This is a genomic window from Marinoscillum furvescens DSM 4134 (assembly GCF_003386095.1).
Classification (GTDB): domain Bacteria; phylum Bacteroidota; class Bacteroidia; order Cytophagales; family Cyclobacteriaceae; genus Marinoscillum; species Marinoscillum furvescens.
On record NZ_QREG01000012.1, the window covers coordinates 152986 to 174838 of the forward strand.

At 42.5% G+C, this 21853-nt stretch carries 14 protein-coding genes and 1 tRNA gene; 8 read left to right on the plus strand and 7 right to left on the minus strand.

Going from position 1 to position 21853, the window contains the following annotated elements:
* Positions 1-7: 7 nt before the first annotated feature.
* The 4 genes from C7460_RS13655 (at position 8) to C7460_RS13670 (ending at position 7895) form a co-directional block, all read left to right on the plus strand.
* Positions 8-1810 carry a hypothetical protein gene (locus C7460_RS13655; protein ID WP_115868674.1) on the plus strand — a complete coding sequence of 601 codons (1803 nt, stop codon included), beginning with the start codon at positions 8-10 and terminating at the stop codon, positions 1808-1810.
* Between the two features lie 70 nt (positions 1811-1880).
* Positions 1881-4436 (plus strand): endonuclease, encoded by a 2556-nt coding sequence (locus C7460_RS13660; RefSeq protein ID WP_115868675.1) that lies wholly within the window; start codon positions 1881-1883, stop codon positions 4434-4436.
* Positions 4437-5009 (plus strand): hypothetical protein, encoded by a 573-nt coding sequence (locus tag C7460_RS13665; RefSeq protein ID WP_115868676.1) that lies wholly within the window; start codon positions 4437-4439, stop codon positions 5007-5009.
* A 108-nt stretch (positions 5010-5117) separates the two neighbouring features.
* The gene (locus tag C7460_RS13670; RefSeq protein ID WP_115868677.1) at positions 5118-7895 is read left to right on the plus strand and encodes a M16 family metallopeptidase; all 2778 of its coding nucleotides are present in this window, start codon (positions 5118-5120) and stop codon (positions 7893-7895) included.
* A 116-nt stretch (positions 7896-8011) separates the two neighbouring features.
* Here C7460_RS13670 and C7460_RS13675 read toward each other — a convergent pair whose 3' ends face one another.
* The 4 genes from C7460_RS13675 to der form a co-directional block, all read right to left on the minus strand.
* A complete protein-coding gene (locus C7460_RS13675) occupies positions 8012-8488 on the minus strand; it encodes a hypothetical protein (protein ID WP_115868678.1) in 477 nt (158 codons plus the stop codon).
* Positions 8489-8605: 117 nt separating this feature from the next.
* Complete coding sequence (locus tag C7460_RS13680) at positions 8606-9421, minus strand: ParA family protein (RefSeq protein WP_115868679.1); 816 nt, start codon at positions 9419-9421, stop codon at positions 8606-8608.
* Positions 9422-9629: 208 nt separating this feature from the next.
* Positions 9630-10250: a SprT-like domain-containing protein gene (locus C7460_RS13685; protein WP_115868680.1), complete on the minus strand. Its 621-nt coding sequence runs from the start codon at positions 10248-10250 to the stop codon at positions 9630-9632.
* Positions 10251-10263: 13 nt separating this feature from the next.
* Positions 10264-11574 carry a ribosome biogenesis GTPase Der gene (gene der / locus C7460_RS13690; RefSeq protein WP_115868681.1) on the minus strand — a complete coding sequence of 437 codons (1311 nt, stop codon included), beginning with the start codon at positions 11572-11574 and terminating at the stop codon, positions 10264-10266.
* A gap of 284 nt (positions 11575-11858) precedes the next feature.
* Here der and C7460_RS13695 point away from each other — a divergent pair, with 284 nt between their 5' ends.
* Positions 11859-13901 (plus strand): Ig-like domain-containing protein, encoded by a 2043-nt coding sequence (locus C7460_RS13695; protein WP_115868682.1) that lies wholly within the window; start codon positions 11859-11861, stop codon positions 13899-13901.
* 370 nt (positions 13902-14271) lie between these two features.
* On the opposite strand, the gene C7460_RS13700 is transcribed toward C7460_RS13695, so the two are convergent.
* Both C7460_RS13700 and C7460_RS13705 read right to left on the minus strand, forming a co-directional pair.
* Positions 14272-14346 (minus strand) — tRNA-Pro (locus C7460_RS13700).
* A gap of 244 nt (positions 14347-14590) precedes the next feature.
* The gene (locus C7460_RS13705) at positions 14591-15472 is read right to left on the minus strand and encodes a diacylglycerol/lipid kinase family protein (RefSeq protein ID WP_115868683.1); all 882 of its coding nucleotides are present in this window, start codon (positions 15470-15472) and stop codon (positions 14591-14593) included.
* 12 nt (positions 15473-15484) lie between these two features.
* On the opposite strand from C7460_RS13705, the gene C7460_RS13710 reads away from it, so the two are divergent.
* The 3 genes from C7460_RS13710 to C7460_RS13720 are packed head-to-tail and all read left to right on the plus strand — an operon-like array spanning position 15485 to position 17497.
* The gene (locus C7460_RS13710) at positions 15485-16393 is read left to right on the plus strand and encodes a phosphatase domain-containing protein (RefSeq protein ID WP_115868684.1); all 909 of its coding nucleotides are present in this window, start codon (positions 15485-15487) and stop codon (positions 16391-16393) included.
* A 29-nt stretch (positions 16394-16422) separates the two neighbouring features.
* On the plus strand, positions 16423-17070 hold the full coding sequence (locus tag C7460_RS13715; protein ID WP_115868685.1) for a pyridoxamine 5'-phosphate oxidase family protein: 648 nt from the start codon (positions 16423-16425) through the stop codon (positions 17068-17070).
* A gap of 22 nt (positions 17071-17092) precedes the next feature.
* On the plus strand, positions 17093-17497 hold the full coding sequence (locus tag C7460_RS13720) for a (4Fe-4S)-binding protein (RefSeq protein WP_115868686.1): 405 nt from the start codon (positions 17093-17095) through the stop codon (positions 17495-17497).
* Between the two features lie 4 nt (positions 17498-17501).
* On the opposite strand, the gene C7460_RS13725 is transcribed toward C7460_RS13720, so the two are convergent.
* Positions 17502-21521, minus strand: a complete 4020-nt coding sequence (locus C7460_RS13725) for a DUF748 domain-containing protein (protein WP_115868687.1) — start codon at positions 21519-21521, stop codon at positions 17502-17504.
* Positions 21522-21853: the final 332 nt, after the last annotated feature.

The following is a 21853-nucleotide window of genomic DNA, read 5'->3' on the forward strand; positions in this document are numbered from 1 at the left end:
AGAGGAAATGAAACTTATTAATAAATTTTTCATACCAGTGGTGATTGCCGCTCTGGCGATTGCTTGTAATCCACTGGACGAAACCTATGAAGAACTGGAAGAGCAGCAAGCTGCTGAAGGTTCTAGCGTAACAGTAACGTACACCATGACCAGTGATGATTATGGTACTGTAGCCAGTAATATTCGCAAAGCTGCAACAACTGAGGACGATTCTGTAGCTGCAGATTTTATAGAAGATCATGAAGCATTCAGTACAGAATATGAAGCTAAAACCTATCTGCCCAAGTTTGTAAATGACAACTACCCTCAGTTTGGTAAGGGGACCGCAGTGAAAGTTTCATATAACTTTTATCAGGGAGATATAGGCGAGGTAACCGCTTACAGTGGTGCTGAAGTCTATTATGTGTCAGACGCTGACTATGAATCTCTTGGTGGCGAAGCTGCTACATATAAATTGTTCACAGCAGAGCAGGCACCTGCTACATACCTTCCAGGTTTCCTGGCTAAAAACATACAGGACCCTGCAGAAGGTGACATTGCGCTTGCACGATATGATTATGCAGACGAGCCTAATGACCCTTCCATGTCGTTCACCTTTGATAAGGATGCTTATCAGGCTTTGGTAGATCATGTGAAAGCTGAGAAAGGTGACAACTGGATTGATAGCTATGGTACTGCAGAATACTACTATGGAGCTGGTGCGTATTACCAAAATTTCGAAGCTAGAGTATCCAAGAGAGAAGAATGGATTGCAGATAACAGCCTGGATGATAACCTGTTCGAAGGGTTAACTACTGAAGCTGAAAAGGAAGCAGCTATTGAAGCTAGAATAGCCGAGGGAATCGGGAAATATTTGGAGATTACCTATCCAAATGCCGTAGCAGAGGTAAATGGAGTAGCGATGTATTATAATGTGACCTACGAAATTTATGATGGTTCTAACGAGACTTTATATGTTAGATACCAGGCGAATGGAGAATCCCCGGCAAAGTTTGAATTAATCGACGGTCCCTCTGATTCTGAATTCGCTTCGTCATCTCCATCTGAGTCAAGAGGATCCTATTTTGAGTATGATGGAAGTAAATGGGAATTGGTAGAAAATGCCTATTACTTAAGTTCTGCTGATTACGATGCAATGGGAGAAGGTGTTGGTAAATATGATAATTTCTCATCTAGCAACCCTGCGAGCGATTACCTTCCTGCTCTATTGATGAATAAGTACCCATATGGAGAAGAAGGCGAATCTGTGTTTATCGGTTACAAATACTTTAGCGGATCCACAAGAGTGGTTGTAGAAGAGTTTGTTTACACAGAAGGTGCCTGGAGCAATGATTCCTACACCACAATGAGTGATCAATATGTGCACGATGGTTCATCGTTTATTTTTGATCCTTCTGTATCATTTAAGATGGTAAGCGCAGATTACCAAATGATTGTAGATGAAGTAGCCAAAACTAAACCTGACCTTGTAGATAGCTATGGTACAGGGGAGTTCTATTATGGAGCTGGAGCTTATTACGCAAACTTTGATTTGGGATATACATCTCGTTGGGATGGAGATTACGAACAAGCTGAGTACGTAGACCTCAGCAAATCTGAAAGAGAGAGTTTGATGATAACACGTATGGGTGAAGGAAAGCAATTGCTTCTAGAACTCAAATACAGTGATGCGTCACCAGTCAATGGAGTGGATGTTTTCTATACAGTAACAGCAGATAGCTATGATGGTACTGATGGTACCTGGGTGACCAAATTTCAGGTAGTGGGAACCGGTGAATTTGAGCTGATAGAAGGCCCAACTGAACAGTAAAAAATGATGTTTTAATTGAAAAGGGCTGCTACGCGTAGCCCTTTTTTTATTTGAAGTAAAGTTATAATTCATGAAGTACGCATTAACGCTCACCCTGTTTGTTGTTTGTTTTATTTCTCTTGCGCAAATACCTGATGGCTACTATGATAACGCTACAGGGCTGTCAGGAGAAGAATTAAAGACGGCTCTCTATGACATCATCAAAGGACACACGGAGTTTCCATATTCGAGTAGCACTACAGATACCTGGGACATTTTGAAAGAGTCCGATAGGGACCCCAACAATGCCCAAAATGTTATAGGTGTTTATTCGGGCTTCTCTATGGATGCAGATGCTGAGTACAACGATGGCGATGGCTGGACTCGCGAGCACGTATGGGCAAAGTCCAGAGGTGATTTTGGTACAGAGCTGGGCGCAGGTACAGATGTACACCACTTAAAACCTGAAGACAATTCGACCAATTCTGCCAGAAGCAATCGGTCTTTTGCAGAATGTAATGAAGCCTATGTAGATGCAAGTGGGACCTATCAGGGTGCTACAGGTAGTTACTTTAGCAGTAGTGATTTTGTGTGGGAGCCCAGAGCAGCTGTAAAAGGTGATATTGCTAGAATGATTTTTTATATGGCCACACGCTATGAAGGGGAGAACGGTGAGCCAGATTTGGAGATTGTAGAGAAACTAGTAGATCAGTACACCAACAACCCGGAGCATGGTCGACTAACCGACCTTTTGATCTGGCATGAGGAAGACCCAGTAGATGATTTTGAAAAAAATCGAAATGACGTAATCTACAGTTATCAAAAGAATAGAAACCCTTATATAGATCATCCTGAATATGTCGCTGAAATATGGGGTACAGTAGCAGGTCCCATAGTGACTATTGACAAAGCTACATTTGTACCTGATTTTGGATCAGTAGCTTTTGGAGAATCAAACACTCAGGCATACTACTTAAATGGGTATAAACTAACTGGAGATGTGACAGTCTCAGTAGATGCGCCATTCTACCTTTCGCTAGATAACAGCTCGTTTGGCCAAAGTGTGACACTAACACATGAAAGCAATAAACTTACTGAGTCGTTTAAGATTTACTTAAAGTTTGAGCCACAGCAAGAGGATGGAGCAGATTATACGGCAGATGTGACCCACACTACTGAGGGAGTTAGTGCTGTTGTGCTTTCTGTTTCTGGATCTGAAGGCGAAGCTCAGATAACCTCTATACTAGAAGCGAGAGCCGCAGGTGTGGGTGCATTGGTAGATATTACCGGAGTGGTAATAGGTGGAGAAAATAATAGTAGTTCCAGTAGAGTGCTCTATGATGGCACAGCGGGAATTGTAATCAGGAGTCCAGATAATGAGCCCAACGAAACGGCGGACCTGGTATTGGGTGACTCAGTAGTAGTTAGTGGGGTACTTACAGAATATAATAACCTTTTACAGGTAAACGGAGCCCCAATGTCTGTGACTTTGATAAATCAAAATGCTCAAATGCCAGAAGCCTTACCATTGACAACAGCAGAAGTTGGTGAAGCCTATGAGTCGCAGTTAGTTATCATAGAGGATGTGGAGTTTGCTGATGCTGGCAGCACCTTCAAAGGAGGTGGTGCAGATGGTAATTTTACCATCAGTGATGCTACAGGCACATTGACCCTAAGAATAGGTAATTCAGGACATCCGCTAGTAGGCAAAACCATACCCGCTGGGAAATGGAATGTAGTAGGATATGTGGGGCAGTTTGGTAGTGATTATCAGATATCCCCTAGATCCACGGATGATATTCAGTCGCCTGCAGGTTCTGGAGGTGATGGCTATATAAGTATACAGCAGGCTCGATTTGGTGATGAAGGGGATTATGTGAGCGTAAAAGGTATAGTTATAGGAGGGCCAAATAACAGCCAACATAACCGGGTAGTGTATGACGGTACTGCTGGTATTGTGGTTCGAAGCCTTGATGAAAGTAATCCTTCAGCAGATTTACAAATTGGTGATAGTGTAATGGTATCTGGAGGGCTGTTTGATTACAATGGCTTGTTGGAAATCGAAAAAGAGCCGGTTACAATAGAGGTACTAAACACGGGAAATGTACTGCCAGACTATCAGGTGATAACAATAAGTGAGATAAACAATAGCTATGAGTCCGAACCAGTTTTACTTCAACAAGTGCGGTTTCAACAATCCGGAACATTTCAATCTGGAGACTACACGGTTACTGACGGCTCAGATGAGGTTGCATTCGTAGTTGGCCAATCTAGTCATGACCTTGTTGGTATGGAAATTCCTGCTACTCCCGTAGATGTGTATGCGTACGTGTCTGAAGTCAACGGAAAGTATGAAATCTATGTCAACAGTAAGGATGATGTGAAAGTAAATTCCACGGTACTTTATTCTGCTGAGCCAAGGGTAAACCTGGTAAACCCTAATCCGGTAAAATCAAACTTCAACATTTCTATGCCGCAGGAACAGGCAGTAAGCAGTGTTTTGATTTATAACCTAAATGGACAGGTGGTTTACAGCAAAAACACATCAGAGAAGCAGCACAACATAAAATCACTGAAATCAGGAACTTATATTGTAGTAGTTCGTTCGGAAGATGACGTATATTTCCAGCGAATCATCAAACAATAAATGCACGAAATAGAACCATACTACAACTGGCTCAAATACTATGATGCCAGCAATGATCCACAGTCGCCCTTTTATGGGAAAGAGTACAACTATGACCTGTACTCAGAAAACATCTATGGCTACTTCATAGATCCGGCGTGGGATTTTTTTGGTTCTGAAACACTATATATGAAAGTCCTCTTCGCTAACTACGAAGAGGGCTTTATCATCATCGAGTTTATTGGTGAGTGGAATGACGCCATCAACAATGACATCATGCACCTCAAGCGAAACTTCATTGAGCACATCCTTTCTACGGGTATCAATAAATTTATCCTGATAGGTGAAAACATTCTCAACTTTCACGGAAGTGATGATAGCTACTACGAAGAGTGGTTTGAAGAGGTGGAAGATGGCTGGATAGCGGCGCTCAATTTTCGGGATTTTGTAGAATCCGAGATGGCTAATTTTGAGATTGACTCATACATCAATTTTGGAGGTAAACTGCAGGTGATGAACTGGCGCACACTCACGCCGATGGCACTCTATCAGGTAGTTGCCAGTCTCATGCAGCGCAGGCTGAGTGTGGGCTAGTCTGTGCTATTGCCTTTTGACATTTGATTGTGCCGTTCATTAAAGGATTGTTGTGATATTTCGCAAATAAATGTTAATTCTGTAGGGTAAACACTAATTCAAACCTACATGAAAAAATTAGCATATCTCATGGTGCTGCTGTTCAGCACATCCATGTTTGCACAGGAGGAAAGTTTTGACTTTGACCTGTCGCAACTCGAAATACCCCATAAAAAATACCAGCTAAGCAATGGACTTACCCTAATAGTCCATGAAGACAAAAAAGCACCAATCGTGGCTGTGAATGTCTGGTATCATGTTGGGTCTAAAAATGAAAAGTTTGGTAAAACAGGATTTGCGCACTTGTTTGAGCACCTGATGTTCAATGGAAGTGAAAATTTTGATGACGATTACTTTCAGGCTATGGAGCGAATAGGGGCCACAGACCTGAACGGTACCACCAACTTTGATCGCACCAATTACTTTCAGAATGTGCCTAAATCTGCACTAGACGTAGCACTGTGGATGGAGTCTGACCGTATGGGGCATTTCAAGGAGGCCATTTCTCAAGAAAAGCTAGACGAGCAGCGTGGCGTGGTTCAGAATGAAAAGCGTCAGGGTGAAAACCAACCATATGGCAAGTTCTTCGACTTACTGACTCAGGCATGTTTCCCCGCAGGCCACCCGTATAGCCATACCGTCATTGGGTCTATGGATGATCTAAATGCGGCCAATCTCGAAGATGTAAAGCAATGGTTTAACGACTATTATGGAGCAGCAAATGCCGTGGTAGTAGTGGCAGGAGATGTAGACAGTGAGGAAGTCTACGAAAAAGTTCAGAGCTATTTTGGAGACATACCTGCGGGCCCTCCAGTGACTCACTACCAAACGAACATCGCTAAACGAACTGGTGAAATTCGTCAGGTACAACAGGATCGGGTGCCTCAGTCTCGTATCTACATGGTGTGGAATGTACCTGAGTGGGGCAATGAAGAATCTTTTAACCTTGATTTTGTAGCTGGGGCTCTCACTGACGGCAAAAACTCTAGACTGTATAAACGACTCGTATACGATGAGCAGATAGCTACTAGTGTGAGTGCGTCAAATTGGGAAAATGAAATTGCTGGATTGTTTGTGATACAGGCCAATGTGAAACCCGGTATAGACAATATGGTAGTGGAAAAAGCTATCCGTGAAGAATTAGACAAACTCCTGGCCGAAGGTCCTACGGCTGGAGAGATGAAACGGATCAAAACAGACTATTTTGCCGGATTTACTCGTGGAATAGAGCGTATCGGTGGGTTCGGAGGTAAGTCCGATATCCTGGCAAGAAACGCCGTGTATGGAGGAGATTCAGAGTTTTATAAAGTGCGATTAAAAGGTATGCGTGATGCCACTATTTCAGGAGTAAAGGCTTCTGCTAATAAATGGCTATCAGATGGAGTCTATGTTTTACATATCAACCCTTTTCCGGAGTACTCCACTACGGGAAAAGATGTGGACCGCAGCAAACTCCCCGATGTAGGCCCTGCAGCCGAAGTGAAATTTCCGGACCTCCAGCGCGCCACTCTTTCCAATGGGATGAAAGTAGTACTGGCAGAGCGTAAGACTGTACCATTGATTGAGTTTAGAATGATCCTGGATGCAGGCTATGCGGCAGATCAGTATGCCAAAGCAGGAACGGCAAACCTCACGCTCAATATGCTGGATGAGGGCACCAAGACACGATCGTCTCTCCAGATCAATGAGGAGTTGTCGCTGTTGGGAGCTAACCTCGGCACCGGATCTAACCTGGATCAGTCGTTTGTTTCTATGTCTGCATTAAAAGCCAATTTTGATCAGTCGTTAGCACTTTTCGCTGATGTGGTCTTAAATCCATCTTTTCCAGAAGCAGACTTTGAGCGTGTGAAAAAACAACAGCTGGTAGGCATTCAGAACGAAAAGAAAAGCCCGGTTTCTATGGCATTGCGTACGCTGCCTAAATTTCTCTATGGAGCGTCACATGCCTACGGTAATCCACTTACAGGGTCTGGATATGAAGAAACTGTAGCTGAGATTACAAGAGAAGATTTGATGAAATTTTATGATAGCTGGTTTAAGCCTAACAACGCTACTATCGTAGCTGTAGGGGATATAACATTAGATGAGCTTACTGAGAAATTGAATGATCAGTTTAAAAAGTGGAAAAAAGGTGAAGTACCGACTAAGAACCTATCTAGTGTAGGGTCTCCAAACAAAAATAAGATCTATGTGATGGATAAACCTGAGGCTTTGCAGTCGGTCATCATTGCTGGCCATCTCACCAATCCATACGGTGAGGCCAATGAAATAGCTGTCAGCATGATGAATAATATCCTTGGTGGTGAGTTTACTTCCCGTGTAAACATGAACCTTCGGGAAGACAAGGGATGGGCGTATGGAGCTTTTACCTTCTTGTATTCAGCCAAAGGCCAACGACCGTTTTTGGCGTATGCTCCAGTGCAAACAGACCAGACAGCACCGTCTATGCAAGAAATCATGAAAGAGATCAATGGCTATCTGGGCGATAATCCTGCAACTAACGAGGAGTTTGAGAAAACGCAAAAAAACGAAGTGCTAAGCCTTCCCGGTCAGTGGGAAACCATGAATGCCGTAGAAAGTTCTATGGCCAACATCGTACGTTATGATCTGGCAGATGACTACTACCAAACGTACGCATCAGAGGTCCGTGGGCTAACATTGGATGAGGTGCGATCCACTGCACAGAAGATAATAGATCCTAAGAAAATGACATGGCTGGTGGTAGGGGACTCCAAAAAAATCACAGACGAAATCAAAGCACTAGGATATGGTGAGGTGATTTTGATCGATAGTGATGGAAACGTGCTTTCGCCTGAAAATCAAGAAATAAAGATGGAAGGCAAATAGGAGCCGTTCTTTCATAAACTAAAAACATATTTTAACCCTCATCCAGCACGTCTGGATGAGGGTTTTCTTTGCGCAAAGGTCTTTTGATTCCAGCAAAATGGAGGGTGAGGTTGTGTCTACAATGCCACCAAATCCATTTTTACGTCCGAAAATTTGCCATTGAATCCACCACCTTGGGCACTTACCCAGGTGAAAGTGGCTGAGATCAAGCCATTTTCGCGATCCACTTTCGTAAAGGTCACCACCAGATTTCCGGTCGCAGGGTTGTTAATGTCACCGTTAAAATAAAGTGAGTTGCCAGAGTAATCCTCACCTTCGGTAAATCGAAAGGTGTCTACCTGACCATTATTGGCGGTCTTACCAGACCTTATCGGCAACTGGTACCTTTCGGATCCATTCGTGTATTGAAAAGAAATGAACAAGTTTTCGCGGCTGTCTCCATCAGCGCCATAGGTCTGAGTACTGTAGCTGACGAGCACAGCCTTGAAACAGTCACCATCTACTTGAGCATTTTCACCACAGTTTTCATCATCTTCGCATGAGACTAGAGCAAAACAAGCTAAAAGGAAAAGGAGGTTGGTAAATCGTATCATATGCACATTTTTTATTCAAATGTGCACGTGTTTTAACCCCTATACCATCCTGTGAAAAAGGTAAATTGGTATACCGTAAACCCCTTAGGAGAAGGACTAACAATAGGAAGCGGAGCTTTAAACTCCTTTAGAAATGGTCTCCAGCAAATCAGGAATGATAAAATCCTCATTGAGGCTTGTGGTATGAAACTTAGCAAGCAGCTCATCACTGAGTTTGACAAAGTCCTTTGCAGCACTATTGTCTGGGGAGTATTCACTTACTGACTGTCCGATATCATTGGCTTCACCCACTTTTATGGATCTGCTCACCGTGTTTTCCAAAATCAGCTGACCAAACTTTTGTTTGGCATCATTGAATTTTTCTTGCGAGAGCTTGAGTTGACCATTGAACATATTGAAAAAGATGCCCAGAATATTAAGTGAGTCGTTGTTGCTGGCCGCTATATAGGTCATAAGCTGTTGAATTCCCGTGATGGAAAAGTTGTCAGCTATGGCCGGTATGAGAATGTTTTGCGAGCTCCTAATGATCGATTTGACCAATACTCCAAAGTTGGTGGGACAATCCATGATAATGAAATCATAATCGCCTTTTACTTGAGAGATTAAGTCTGAGATGATGGAAGAACCGAATGAAATGAATTGGTTGTTAGACTCAAATTCGGTCATTAAAAAATCTCCATGAATTAAATGGAGGTAAGGTGTAATTTCGGTAGGTTCGAGGTTTAGCGGGTGATCATGTAAAATGTTTTTTACCGCTGAGTATGTAGTCTGCCTCGACCTGGAAATGGAAATCGAATTGGACAAATTGCTCTGTGGGTCAAAGTCTATAAGAAGAACTTTAAAAGATCTGGACCAGCTGATTCCCAGGTTGATAGCTGTTGTGGTCTTTCCTACACCTCCTTTGAAATTGTAAATTGCTATGGAATGAGACATGCTGGTTGAAAAATTTTAACTTAAGTTAAACAATCCCCGCAATAGTCCGAATAAAAGTAGCTGATAAATGAATAATCCTATTTTTTAATAGATGAATCCAGCATTTATTCGGATAAACTAGCTTTCAATTTTGCTCACCTTCGGTTGTGTTTATGGGGTCATTTATCTGTTTAGTGTTCAGCAAAGATTCCATGACAAATCACGGAGATCATTCGCTTGATTGGACTTCCACGGGTGTCACGCTTGCTATCTCACTGATTAAGTACTTACGCCCTGAAGCAATTTGAAGGCAAACGCTTCTTGTTCTTTTCTTTTCCAGCTTTTGATATGTCTGATTGTTAAACTCAAATGTGGCGCCCAATTGGAGCTGACTCAGAGGGATTGTTTCTGAAGGGCCGTCAAACTGCCGCAATACATTGTATAAGACAGGGTCTGAACAACTGGCGGCCTTTGGGTTTTTAAAGTAATTGGTGAGTGCTACGAGGACTGGCTTTGGAAAGGTCTTTTCGTTAAGTACCGGTTTGGCTACTCTTACAAAATTGGCTTTCCATTCTTTGCCATGTGGCGCCACTTTTCTCCCATATTCCTCAAAGGTGATGAGATGTGCTACTTCGTGAAGGTAGGTAACCAAAAACGCATACGGATTCAGGTCATTGTTGATGGTGATTGTATGCTTTTTGGTCTTGTAAGCGAAGCGGTAGTCACCTAGCTTGGTTTGTCGGCTTTTTTTGATCTTAAACTCAAACCCAAAGTGTGTCCAGAGCTCGTAGCAATAGGCTGCTGCTGGCTCGGGGACAAATCTTCGGAAGACCTCCTGGTACTGTTGCACGCCAGACGAGAACTTATTTTTGTTTAAACACCAATTTTACCGGCACTCCTTCAAACCCAAAATGTTCGCGCACCTTATTGAGTAAGAATCGCTCATAGGCTTCTCTGATGTCTTTGGGATGATTGCAGAAAAAAGCAAACGTAGGTGCCTTAGTAGAAAGCTGCGTGATGTATTTGATTTTGATATGTTTCCCTCGAACTGATGGTGGAGGATAGTTTTCGATTTCTTTACCTATTTTCAAATTGAGCTGGGAAGTAGGAATCTTAAGTTTGATGTTTTCCGCTACCTGCAGTGCCAATTCAATCGTTTTGAAAATCCGCTGTTTGTTCATTACACTGGTAAACACCACCGGGATGTAGGAGAGGGGGCCAAGTTTTTCGGCAATATGCTTTTGGTATTCAGCAGCAGAGTTCGTGTCTTTTTGCCAGAGATCCCATTTATTGACCATGATCACACAGCCTTTGCGGTATTTGTGCGCCAAATTGATGATGTTGAGGTCTTGTGCCTCCAGTCCATTTTGGGCGTCTAGCACCACAATACACACATCAGAGTTTTGCAGGGCCTGTATAGCTCGAAGTACCGAATAAAATTCAATGTCCTCCTTTACTTTGGCTTTTTTGCGTATTCCCGCAGTGTCAGTAAGTATAAAATCTTTTTCAAACAGGTTGTAGCGGGTATCAAGAGCATCTCTTGTAGTTCCAGCAATGTTCGTGACAATCGAACGATCCTTGCCTAGTAGCGCATTCAGGAATGACGACTTACCTACATTAGGTCTGCCTACTATGGCGATACGCGGTACTGTATTTTCTTCTTCATCCTCCGGCTCATCTTCGAAGTGATTTACCACTTCATCTAGCAAATCTCCAGTACCACTGCCATTTACAGATGCCACCGGGAAGATCTGATCCGATATGCCCAACTGATAAAATTCGTTGGCCATGTACATTTTTTCAGTATTGTCCGCTTTATTGGCAACAATCAATACCGGTTTTTTGAGTTCCCGAACCACATTAGCAAAATCCTGATCCAGACCATGCAGGCCAGTATGACAATCCACCATAAACAAGATTACATTCGCTTCACCAAGCGCTTCTTTCACCTGTTTGCGGATTTCGCCTTCAAAGATATCTTCCGACCCCTCTACGTATCCTCCGGTATCGATCACGGTAAATTGCTTTCCATTCCATTCCGCGTATCCGTAATGGCGATCTCTGGTCACGCCACTCTCATTGTCCATGATTGCTTGTTTGCGCTCAATCAATCTATTGAAAAGGGTGGATTTGCCGACGTTCGGTCTTCCTACTATTGCTACTATGTTTGCCATGGTGGCGCAAAGGTAGCGCTTTTCATGTGTTTGGTTGCCGTTTTTTACAGGCCTCGTAGCAATCCTTCTAAACTTTCGATCGGGCGCCAAATCCACTGTATGCAGTAGGGTTGAATAGCTTCTGCTTTTATCTAAAGGAGGTCAATTTTCCATACAATCACTGGTTGGTGTAAATCTGTACGATTGGTATACTCTTTTTGAATCATTAGAAAATGTCCTCGGTCTAATTTGGGACATGGTTTTGCGCAAAACCTAAACCTAATTAGTTACTAAAACCTATAACGATGAAAAAGAAAGAAATACTTCTACTTTGCACGTTGATTTTGGCCCTTGGTGCCAATGCCACCGTGTACAATTGCAGCTCAGTTGCGGACATTCATAATGCCTTAGCCAATGCTGTAGCCGGAGATGAAATTGTGATTTCGGCAGGTACATACACTTCTACAGGATCTGTAAATGCCGCTTATTATTATGGAGGGGCAAACGGTACCGCGAGCAACCCGATAACCATTCGCAGTGCCTCTGCCAGCAACAAAGCTGTCTTAAAAGGCAATTCGCTGAGTAGTAAAACGGTGCTGCGTATAGAAGGTGATTACTGGATCGTAAAGGATCTGGAAATTACGTATGGGCAAAAAGGGCTGGTATTTGATAACTCAAATCACAGCCAGGCCATCAACTGTACCATACACCACTTTGGTAATGAAGCAGTGCACGTGCGGGATGGTTCGGATTATGTAACCATAGATGGCTGTACCATTTACAATACCGGAAACGTGAATGCTGGCTTTGGCGAAGGGATTTACGTGGGTACAGACAAGGGGTCATGGAGTTCTTATGATCCCTATTGCAATTACACAGTAGTGAAAAACTGCTCCATTGGTCCAAACGTACGTGCCGAGGCATTTGATATCAAAGAAGGTACACAAGAAACTACAGTAGAGTACAATACAGTAGATGGAGCAGGCATTTCGGGAAGCAACTATGCGGATTCATTCATGGATTTGAAAGGGGTTCGTATTTATATCAGAAACAACACTTTCAACCAAAATGGAGAAAGCATCATCACCAAAGGAATTGCAGCTATAGACCGTGGCGTAGCGTATTCTAGCTATGAGCACGCCATTCATGACAATGTTTTCAATATGGATGGTGCATCTGATAATATTGTAGAGGCCTACAGTGGGACTTCTGATGTGCATGCCTGGAACAACACCCGAAACCCATCTGGCGATATGTACAACTCCAGAGTGTCCACTACTTCATGCCCATCCTGGTATGCCAACTGTGGTAGTGGTGGAGGAAGCAATCAGGCTCCCAGTGTGAGTGTTACTGCACCCTCCAATGGCGCCACTTATACAGATGGAGATAATGTCACTATAACGGCTTCAGCCAGTGATAGCGATGGTACGATAAGCTCCGTTGAGTTTTATCAGGGAAGCACATTATTGGGTACCGATACCAGTAGTCCTTATAGCTATACCTGGAGCAATGTATCGGCAGGATCCTATAGCATTACAGCAAAAGCTACTGATAACGATGGTGCCAGCACTACTTCGTCTAGCGTGTCGATAACGGTAAATACAGCAGGAGGTGGGGGAGGATCCGGCTCTGGTGACCTCAGTATCGAGTACGAATGTGGAGATACCAATACCGGAAATAATAAAATCAAACCCTACGTGCGCATTGTGAATGATGGTGGTACTTCTGTTAATTATTCGGACCTGGAAGTTCGTTACTATTTCACCATGGAAGGTAGCTCATCGCCTACATTTACCTGCGATTATGCTGCATTAGGAACCTCCAATGTCAATGGGGCTTTCGTCAATACCGGCGGTTCCGATTACTACCTCAAAGTAACATTCGATAGTGGCTCGGGGAGTTTGTCTGCCAATGACGACTCAGGCAATATCAAGTTGAGAATCAACAAGAGTGACTGGTCAAATCACGACGAAACGAATGATTACTCCTTTGATGGTAGTATATCCAGCTATCAGAGCTATGACAAGATCACTTTATATCAGAATGGTACTCTGGTTTGGGGTACGGCTCTATCGGGTGGCTCCAGACTTCTAGAGGTTGCAAGGAATGATGTGATTGACCTTAAAATGTATCCAAACCCCGTTTCTAGTCAGTTGATCATTCACGTATCAGATGATTGGGCAGGAGGAGAAATGCAAATAGTTGATGTGGCAGGGAATACTTTGTCGACTAGAAATGTTAGTGCTGGAACATTAAAGATGAACGTAGACGATTATAGTTCTGGTGTTTACTTATTGAAAATAAGAAAGCAGGAATCAGTAATTGTCAAGCGTTTCGTAGTGGAGTAAATGTGCATTTTTTAAAGAACTAAAAACCGGCCATCTCTAGTGTATCTTATTTTTCATCAATGTTTGTCGATAACTAGAATCAGCTAAAAACACAATACGACGAACAGGAGTGATGATTGTTAACAAATAAAACCCTATTGAGATGGCTGGTTTTATCATTGTTCTTAGATGCAATTATAATGCATTGTATTTTAATATGAAACATAGTTGCAAATAAGAAGTGCTATTGAAGATCAATAATTTTCGGAGCCTATTCTATGAAATAACAAAGGCTGCCAGGACTTTGGGGTAATCCCTGATTGAAAACATTTTTCATACATCCTGTAAACAAAAAAAGCTCAGCGTAAATGCTGAGCTTTCTTTTGTTATGTCGGGGTGGCAGGATTCGAACCTGCGACCCCCTGGTCCCAAACCAGGTACTCTAACCGGACTGAGCCACACCCCGAACAGTTTGTGTTTTTACAATGATCCGGCGATCATCAACCGGTTTTTCACCGGATTATACCTATGCAGATTTTGCTGCAAGTGGTTCTTTATTGTCTATTATAAAACAACTCATTTGTTGCTTTTCTGACGAGTTGTGGGTGTTTTTGATACCCTGTCTCTCAAATCAGGTTGCAAATATAGGATTAAAATTGAACACAAAAAGTACTTGATGAAAAAAATGAAACAATTTTTTAAAATCAGGTTTAGTGAGGTCTTTTGGGTGTTAAAATTCGTAAATGATTTTGAGCCAAAGTGAGCGTTACACTGCCGAATTCTCCCAGATATTCACCATCTGATTGAAGCGGCATAGCTCTGGAACAGTGAATGCTTGCTTCAGAAACGCTGAGGTATTCAAACAATTCACTTTCGTGATTTTCTTCATCAAAAAATAGGCGATCTGTTAACAATCTTGGAGAAAGCTCTTTTAAGATACATAGCTCAAAACGACCGTCATCCAGTTTACCATTAGGATTGAGGTTATAACCCGTGCCATACATTCGGGCATTGGCAATGCCAACAAAATTGGTGTTGAACTTATACGATTGGCCATGGGCCGTGATCTCTACATCCACTGGGTCGTCCAGTGAGGGCAGCTCTTTCATTGCACTGATGGCATAGCCCAGAAAACCTCTTCTACTTTCTTGTTCATACCTACGCACGAGGTTGGCATTGAGTCCCAAATCTGCCATATGGATCATTGGCTCCTGGCTATTGATGTGCACTACATCCAGGTGAATGGTGTCAGAAGCTTCAAAAATTGTTTCAAGAGCATTTTGCATCGTGATACCAAGCTCGCGTGCCAAACCATTTGCAGAGCCTGAGGGAATGATGCCGATAGTCGTTTTATGTTGGATCAGTACAGGTGTTAGCTCATGAAGGGTGCCATCGCCACCAGCCAGAGCTATTTGATCAGGTTGGTGTTGGGCAATGGCATCCTGGAGTCGCTCAGGATCGTTTTCGCCTGTGGTGTGGAGCCATTCGGCACTTACTTCATAGTTTCGGCAGTACGCCTTTATCTTTTCGATCAATTCGGATTTGTCGGTGCCACCTGACACTGGATTTATAACAAAAAGGAGTTTTTTCATATTATTAGACTGATGTCAGCTATAGAAAAACCAATATTAAAAGTATATGAGCCATTTGCTAATAAGCAACTAACATATATCTGTGGGCATGTGTTGCGTAGTGTGGCTCCTCAGCGTGAAGAAATCACTAAAAACCCGTTTAAAAATGCATTGGAGATGTATAGGCGCTATCGGGTGAAACCGGCTAAAGGACAGCAGGTATTTCTCCATATCGATGGCCTGCAATATGAGGCGGTCACCAGTGCAAAGGGCTTTTTTAAGTTTGAAATAAGTACCCCTACAGGAGCTACCACCATCCCAGCCAATGTAGTGGTAAAGCAAGCCCGAGAAATCAGTTGCAAGGTAAGTGTTGAAGTTAGTAATCCGGATGTGCTAATTGTTTCCGATGTGGATGACACTGTACTGGTCTCGCATGCTACCAATATTTGGAAAAAGTTGTACCTGTTGCTTACCAAAAATCATGAGTCCAGGAAAACCTTTGAGGGAATATGTGACCTGTTTGGGGATCTTACGCAGAATGCTGAAAACTCGAAGTTTTTCTATGTGAGCAGTAGTGAATGGAATCTTTATGATTTCCTAAAGGATTTTATGAGCTTCCATGAATTGCCCGGAGGTGTTTTTCTACTTCAGGATTTAAAGTCTGGTTTGCGTGATTTATTCAAAAGTGGGAGAGGAAGCCACCGGCATAAATATGATAAGATAAAGCATTTGATCAATTTTTATCCTGAGGCCAAATTCATGCTCATTGGAGATAGTGGTCAGCATGACCCCTTTATTTACAGAGAGTTAGCTGAAGAATTTCCTGAAAGAATCAAACATATTTTTATTCGGGATGTTCGTAAGTCAAGGCGTGAGGAGATTAGGAAGATGTCTGAAAATATCAATCAGACCAACGTGGGAATGAGTATAATCGCTAAATAATCCACTAAACCTAAAAAGGCCCTTCTATCATGAAAACTAACCTGAAGCCCTCCAGATATCCAGGTCGTGTATGCAGTGAAGCCAGGGAGATCTACGAAATTTTGGATGAAGGGAGGTTTTGCACCATAGCATATGCAGTCAATGAAGAACCTCATCAGCTTCCAACAGGATATTGCCGCCTGCACGATAAAGTATACATTCATGGCTCATCTAAGAGTCATTTTCTTCATCAGTTAGCGGATGTTCGACAGGTTTGTTTTAATGTAATGCTATTCGATGGACTTGTATTAGCTCCTACAGCATTTGATCATTCTGTGAACTACCGGTCAGTAATAGCTTATTCCCCAGCCAAAAAGGTGGAGAGTATGGCTAAAAAACGCGAAGTACTGGAGTGTTTTACGAATAAATACATTCCAGGTCGCATGAAGGACTTGGCGGCACCCTCAGACCAGCAACTGTCGGCCACATTGGTGTTGGAAATTAGTTTGGAATATGTAAGTGCTAAAGTGCGGTCTGGGACAGTGGGAGGAGACCTGAGTGATGCTGAAGTGTGGAGTGGTGTAGTTCCAGCGGCAATTGCTTATGGTGTGCCTGAGCAAGATTCCAGTCAGTCTTCGACAATTCCGGTTCCAGGTTACCTTACGGAAATGGTTGTGAAAAGCAACTCCCAATGTTAGTGAATCTTAAAAACAAACGCATATGCCTACAGTAAAGGAGTATTCCAATAAGAAGGTCACGGTTGTATGGAAGCCTGATTTGTGTATCCATTCTAAAAAATGTTTCAAAGGCCTGCCTTCGGTGTTTGACCCCAATGCCAGGCCATGGATTGATGTAACTGGAGCGAACAGTGAAGCTATAGTGGAGCAGGTAGGCAAGTGTCCATCTGGTGCTTTGTCCATCAAAAATGCTGAAAGTGACACTCAGAATGAAAAGTGGAAAGTAGACGTTGTGGAAAATGGTCCGCTGATTATCAACCAGCCAGTAATCATCTGCACAACAGCAGGAGAAGAGCAAAAAGAGAAAACGGCATTGTGTAGATGCGGTGCTTCAGAAAATAAGCCTTATTGTGATGGCTCGCACAAAAAGGTGCAGTTTAAAGGCTAGTGAGTTATTTGTTGTCAAGCGCATCATATTTCGCCCTGATTTCATCATTTTGTTGGCGAATTTCTTTTCGAGTGTTTTTAGCTCCTATGCTGCTTATTACTCCACTTAGTACTGATTTCGCCCAATAGTTAAATACAGACTTGTTGTGGTTGCGTTCGTGAAAAATGTCTCCATTTCGAACAAAAAGGAAATGAGGGTTTCGGGTGTTTACCACAAAAGTGTTTGCAAAGAAGGATTTTAACGAACTTCCCAGTCCTTTTGTGTCATAGCTTTCCTTGCTGAGTACGCCTATTTTCAGGTCGTCATAGTAAAACTTCATTTTTCCTACTGCATAATCTTCATTTGCTTCAAATGTAAATGTGATGCGCTCGTTGTGGCCGTCTCTTACTTTCACAAATGCTGTTGGTTCCAAAAACTGATTGAGCTCTTTTAGGTCCATAGACTTCACCTCTCCGGTGAATGTAAAAGAATTGGTGGTGTCGGTAAGATGGTAAGAACTAGCCACCATGAGATTACCCGACTCCATGAGGGTGCCAGTAGCATGGAGATGCATATAATGGTCTTTGCCGGGACGATTGGTTATGTTGTTGAGCTCTGCATGCAGGTTTTTAAAGTAGATCTTGCCTGGGTATTCGCTTTTAGGAGCAAACTCCGTGTGAGCAATGTACGCATCATGAATGGTGACTGAATCGATATGCAAAGGCCACGGTGCCTGCCTTAGTGCTTGCTGAGGGAGTGGTTTGTATACCTCCGATGGCATGGGTAGGCGTTTGTCTCTATGAGTGTCGAGATACGGTGAGCGAATGTCTATGTGGTTGATTTTAAGTGCCTTTTGAAAAACAAGTGTGTCGAGGTTTAAGCCCTTGACAGTTAGTTGTGGAATAATGGCATCAAACCAGTCTTGCTGATAGTTGATCTGTGATTGAAACTCTCCCTTATTGTAGAGCGGCACCAGGGCTAGCTTGTTCAGCGCTAGCGTCTCCTCATTTTGGTTGAGCTGAAATTTATCCAGACTCAATGCAAATAAGCTGTCAGGCAGATTGTAGTATAGTTTATTTCCAGAAAGCTTGAGGTTTGTAAAAAGATCTGAGAGGCTAGAGGGTTTTTGTTCTGGGCTTAAGATGAGCCTGTCCAAAGATAAGTCAGCATCGGCCAGATGCATGGAGTCTCCAAGGTTGAGGGTAGGGTGAAGGACCCACAAATCGGCACCCTTCAAGTTGAGGTGCTTTAGTTGAATATTGGGAATATTATTTTGCTGCTTTTGTGATCTATTGAGATGAAATACTACCTGGGGGTTGTCCAGGTGTAAGCTGTCCAGGTTCAGTGATTTGTTTCTTTTCAAAGCCTTTACATCCAATCCGGTTACTCGAGAATGTGGGAGTTTCAGGTCTATGAACCCTGGTTGTTCTAAGTGAATGTTTGAAAACTCGAAATAGCCTGTACCGGTGTGGGCATGGAGGTGGTCTATACGAAGACTATCGGTCATGCTTTCCGTTTTAAATGCAGTGTGCGGCGATTCTACCTGATAGCTTTTTGCAAAAAGAAACAATGAGTCATTCGTAAGGTCTAGATGGTTGATGGCCAGCGTTAAGTCCTTTGAGGTAATGCCCAGCCCATTAGCAGGTTGGTGTAAATCTATTTGCCCGTTCAAGATTTTGAATGTTTCAAATTTGAGCCACTCTTTGGTTATTCCGGTCGTTTGGGGGTTTCCTGGTTTTTGAAAGAGATGAAGTTGGGCTTGCGGGCGGGTGATTTGTCCGTTCACAAAATGGATCTTACCCGTGTTGATGAGCTGGTGAAAATCCAGGTGATGGAGTTCTAACTCTTCAGTATACAAGCGTAGATTGGTAAGTGACGAGTCGGATTGTAGAGGTGTTACGGCAAGGTTGATCAGATCTAGGGTGCTATCGTTCTGAGATATGCTAATGCTACGCCCATACAATTCATGATTAGCCTCTGGCAATACGATATGAAATGAGTCTACATGCATGTCTATTCCGGTGAAGTATTCATCCAAAAGAGAATCATAATGAAAGCTGGTTAAGGTAAATTCCAGACTGTCGAGATGAGAAAAAAGTTGATCGTCTTTAAAGAGTCGAAATTCACCATGAGAAAGGCGTACCTGATCAAACGCCAGGTGATGTGCCAGGGCATTTAAGTAAGGCTTTAGATTCGTATTGGAGCTTTCTTGCTGAAGGTCTATGGCAACAGTTGGCTGGATGATGCCTAAGGTGTCAAATGCCACGAAACCCTGGTTTTTCCATCGTTCCATTTCAAAACCAGAAAGATTTACGGACTTTATATGTATAGGATGACGGTCTGTTCCGGGCGCAATCCTTACATTATCCAGGGTAAGGGAACGGAGTTGGTCTCCGGCTGTTAGGCCGCTGATTTCAGTTTCAGTGGTGCCTATCTGGAGATAAATGTTTCTGCTATCTGCTGCTGAGAGTTTCCATTGGAATTTACTTAATGTATCTTTTTGGTAAGTGATGCTAGTTAGCGCCATAGAGAACTCTTCTACTTTACCGTTACCCTTTGGGTGAAAGATTTCGAAATCCCCTTCAAATAGCTGAGCAACGTGGACTGAAACATGCCGCAATGGCAGAGGAGTCTGGCTGGAAGTGTCAAGACTAGCTTTTACTACAGGCCGATATACCATTAGTGTATCAACTGATAGGTCCTCGTACAGCCATAAATTCATAAAGTCTATACCTACAGCTTTTGTATGAGGAAGGTATGCTTCTATTTCATTGTTAGAAGTCGGAGAGGAGCTCACAACCAGGCTGTCCGCTATTAATGACTTTTCCAGACTGTTGATATCTAGCGTTTTAAACCTTATGTGAGGACTATTAGCAGGGTGAAAAGCGATGTTTTCAGCATACACCCTTGCGTTTTCGAAGTATTGTTTTTTGTTGTAAGTCAAATTTGCACTGTCAAGCCGCACATCTTGTAGCATGCAATGTATGTGCTCTGCAAATACTGTAGGAGTATCTGTGTGAGGAGAGTAAAGAGCTAGTTTTCCGTCATCTATATAGACTTTCCCAATACGGGCATTGTCGAAAAGTTCACTCAGCAGGTGCGGGAGCTCAGTTTTATTGTCTGTCTTTTTTTGCGGGCTTTTATGTAGCGTAAATGTGGGGTGATAGAGCCGGACGGAGTCCAGTATCAATTCGTTTTTGTTGTAATAGTTTAAAAAATCGAGTCCCCTGAAGTTAAGCTCAGGCACAGTTATTAGGTATTGAGCCTTCAAGGGGGCTTGAGAAGACTTTTTGGGAAACACCTTTAGATCCCGAAAGGAAATGTCACCTGTATTGGTAGATATACTAAACTGATCAAAAGTCAGCTCATGAATGCTGTCCTTGAGATGAAAGGACTGATCGGTTAGTGAGAGGTAGATTTCATCGGTAAATAAAAACTTATCTTGGCTACCCGTAGAATCAATCAGTAGGTTTTTGATTCTAAAATCAATATCTCTGAGCAAAACAAGCGATGCTGAATCCTGCTGTAGATACTCAAAGGATGCATTGGCGATGCCCAGGCTGTCAATGGAAAAATGGGAGAGGTAACCACTAATGAGCTGATAAAGATCCCCCGTTTCTAGTGATATGTTAGCTTCCTTCAGGTTGTTGCCAGTCCTATATAATGTAATTACCGGGTCAGTGATGTGTATCCGCTCAAAACTCAAAGCCCTGGACAAATAGACCTCCAGTAGGGCACTCAGTTTAATTTCGAGCGTAGGAATGGTTACTTCATACCATCTTTCGTTCCCGTTAGTCGTTTCTGTAGTGGTTGGTTTTAATTTAAATTTTTCTAAGCGTAATTCTTTTCTGAGTGGATGAAGATTGATTGCCTCAAAGTCAATTGTGTATTGCTCACTGGTTTGTTGCGCAATGAGGGATTTTAATAGTTGACCTGCAACTCTAGAGCCATATGGGAAAAGAATGAAATAGGCACCAAATAGAAGTACCAAACTGATAAGTGCCAGTATGACTTTTTTACGAAGAGATAAACGAGATGCAGCCATAAATACAACTAAAGCGCCAAATTAGTTGAAATGTTTGAAATGAACGTTTTCTTGAAAATTTACAGATAGATGTTTTGTCTTCCTGATTATTTCATTTAAATTAATGTTATAGTGATCAAACAGATCAGCGGTGGAAAATAGAGGCTACACATCATGTGTGGCCTTTTTTTATCAATTGATATAAGTAATCGGTGAAAAAACATAAAAAAAGTTGGTTGAAAGTTTGTAATACTATCAAATGATAGTATCTTTGAAGCATATAGATAGTGAGTATCTATTTTCCATAGCTGGTTCTTAATGAGGGAGGGTTACAATAAGTAACCCTTCTTTTT

Coding starts and splice junctions, on each gene's coding strand:
- C7460_RS13655 (WP_115868674.1), top strand. CDS start 8: ATGAAACTTATTAATAAATTTTTCATACCAGTGGTGATTGCCGCTCTG.
- C7460_RS13660 (WP_115868675.1), top strand. CDS start 1,881: ATGAAGTACGCATTAACGCTCACCCTGTTTGTTGTTTGTTTTATTTCT.
- C7460_RS13665 (WP_115868676.1), top strand. CDS start 4,437: ATGCACGAAATAGAACCATACTACAACTGGCTCAAATACTATGATGCC.
- C7460_RS13670 (WP_115868677.1), top strand. CDS start 5,118: ATGAAAAAATTAGCATATCTCATGGTGCTGCTGTTCAGCACATCCATG.
- C7460_RS13675 (WP_115868678.1), bottom strand. CDS start 8,488: ATGATACGATTTACCAACCTCCTTTTCCTTTTAGCTTGTTTTGCTCTA.
- C7460_RS13680 (WP_115868679.1), bottom strand. CDS start 9,421: ATGTCTCATTCCATAGCAATTTACAATTTCAAAGGAGGTGTAGGAAAG.
- der (WP_115868681.1), bottom strand. CDS start 11,574: ATGGCAAACATAGTAGCAATAGTAGGAAGACCGAACGTCGGCAAATCC.
- C7460_RS13695 (WP_115868682.1), top strand. CDS start 11,859: ATGAAAAAGAAAGAAATACTTCTACTTTGCACGTTGATTTTGGCCCTT.
- C7460_RS13705 (WP_115868683.1), bottom strand. CDS start 15,472: ATGAAAAAACTCCTTTTTGTTATAAATCCAGTGTCAGGTGGCACCGAC.
- C7460_RS13710 (WP_115868684.1), top strand. CDS start 15,485: ATGTCAGCTATAGAAAAACCAATATTAAAAGTATATGAGCCATTTGCT.
- C7460_RS13715 (WP_115868685.1), top strand. CDS start 16,423: ATGAAAACTAACCTGAAGCCCTCCAGATATCCAGGTCGTGTATGCAGT.
- C7460_RS13720 (WP_115868686.1), top strand. CDS start 17,093: ATGCCTACAGTAAAGGAGTATTCCAATAAGAAGGTCACGGTTGTATGG.
- C7460_RS13725 (WP_115868687.1), bottom strand. CDS start 21,521: ATGGCTGCATCTCGTTTATCTCTTCGTAAAAAAGTCATACTGGCACTT.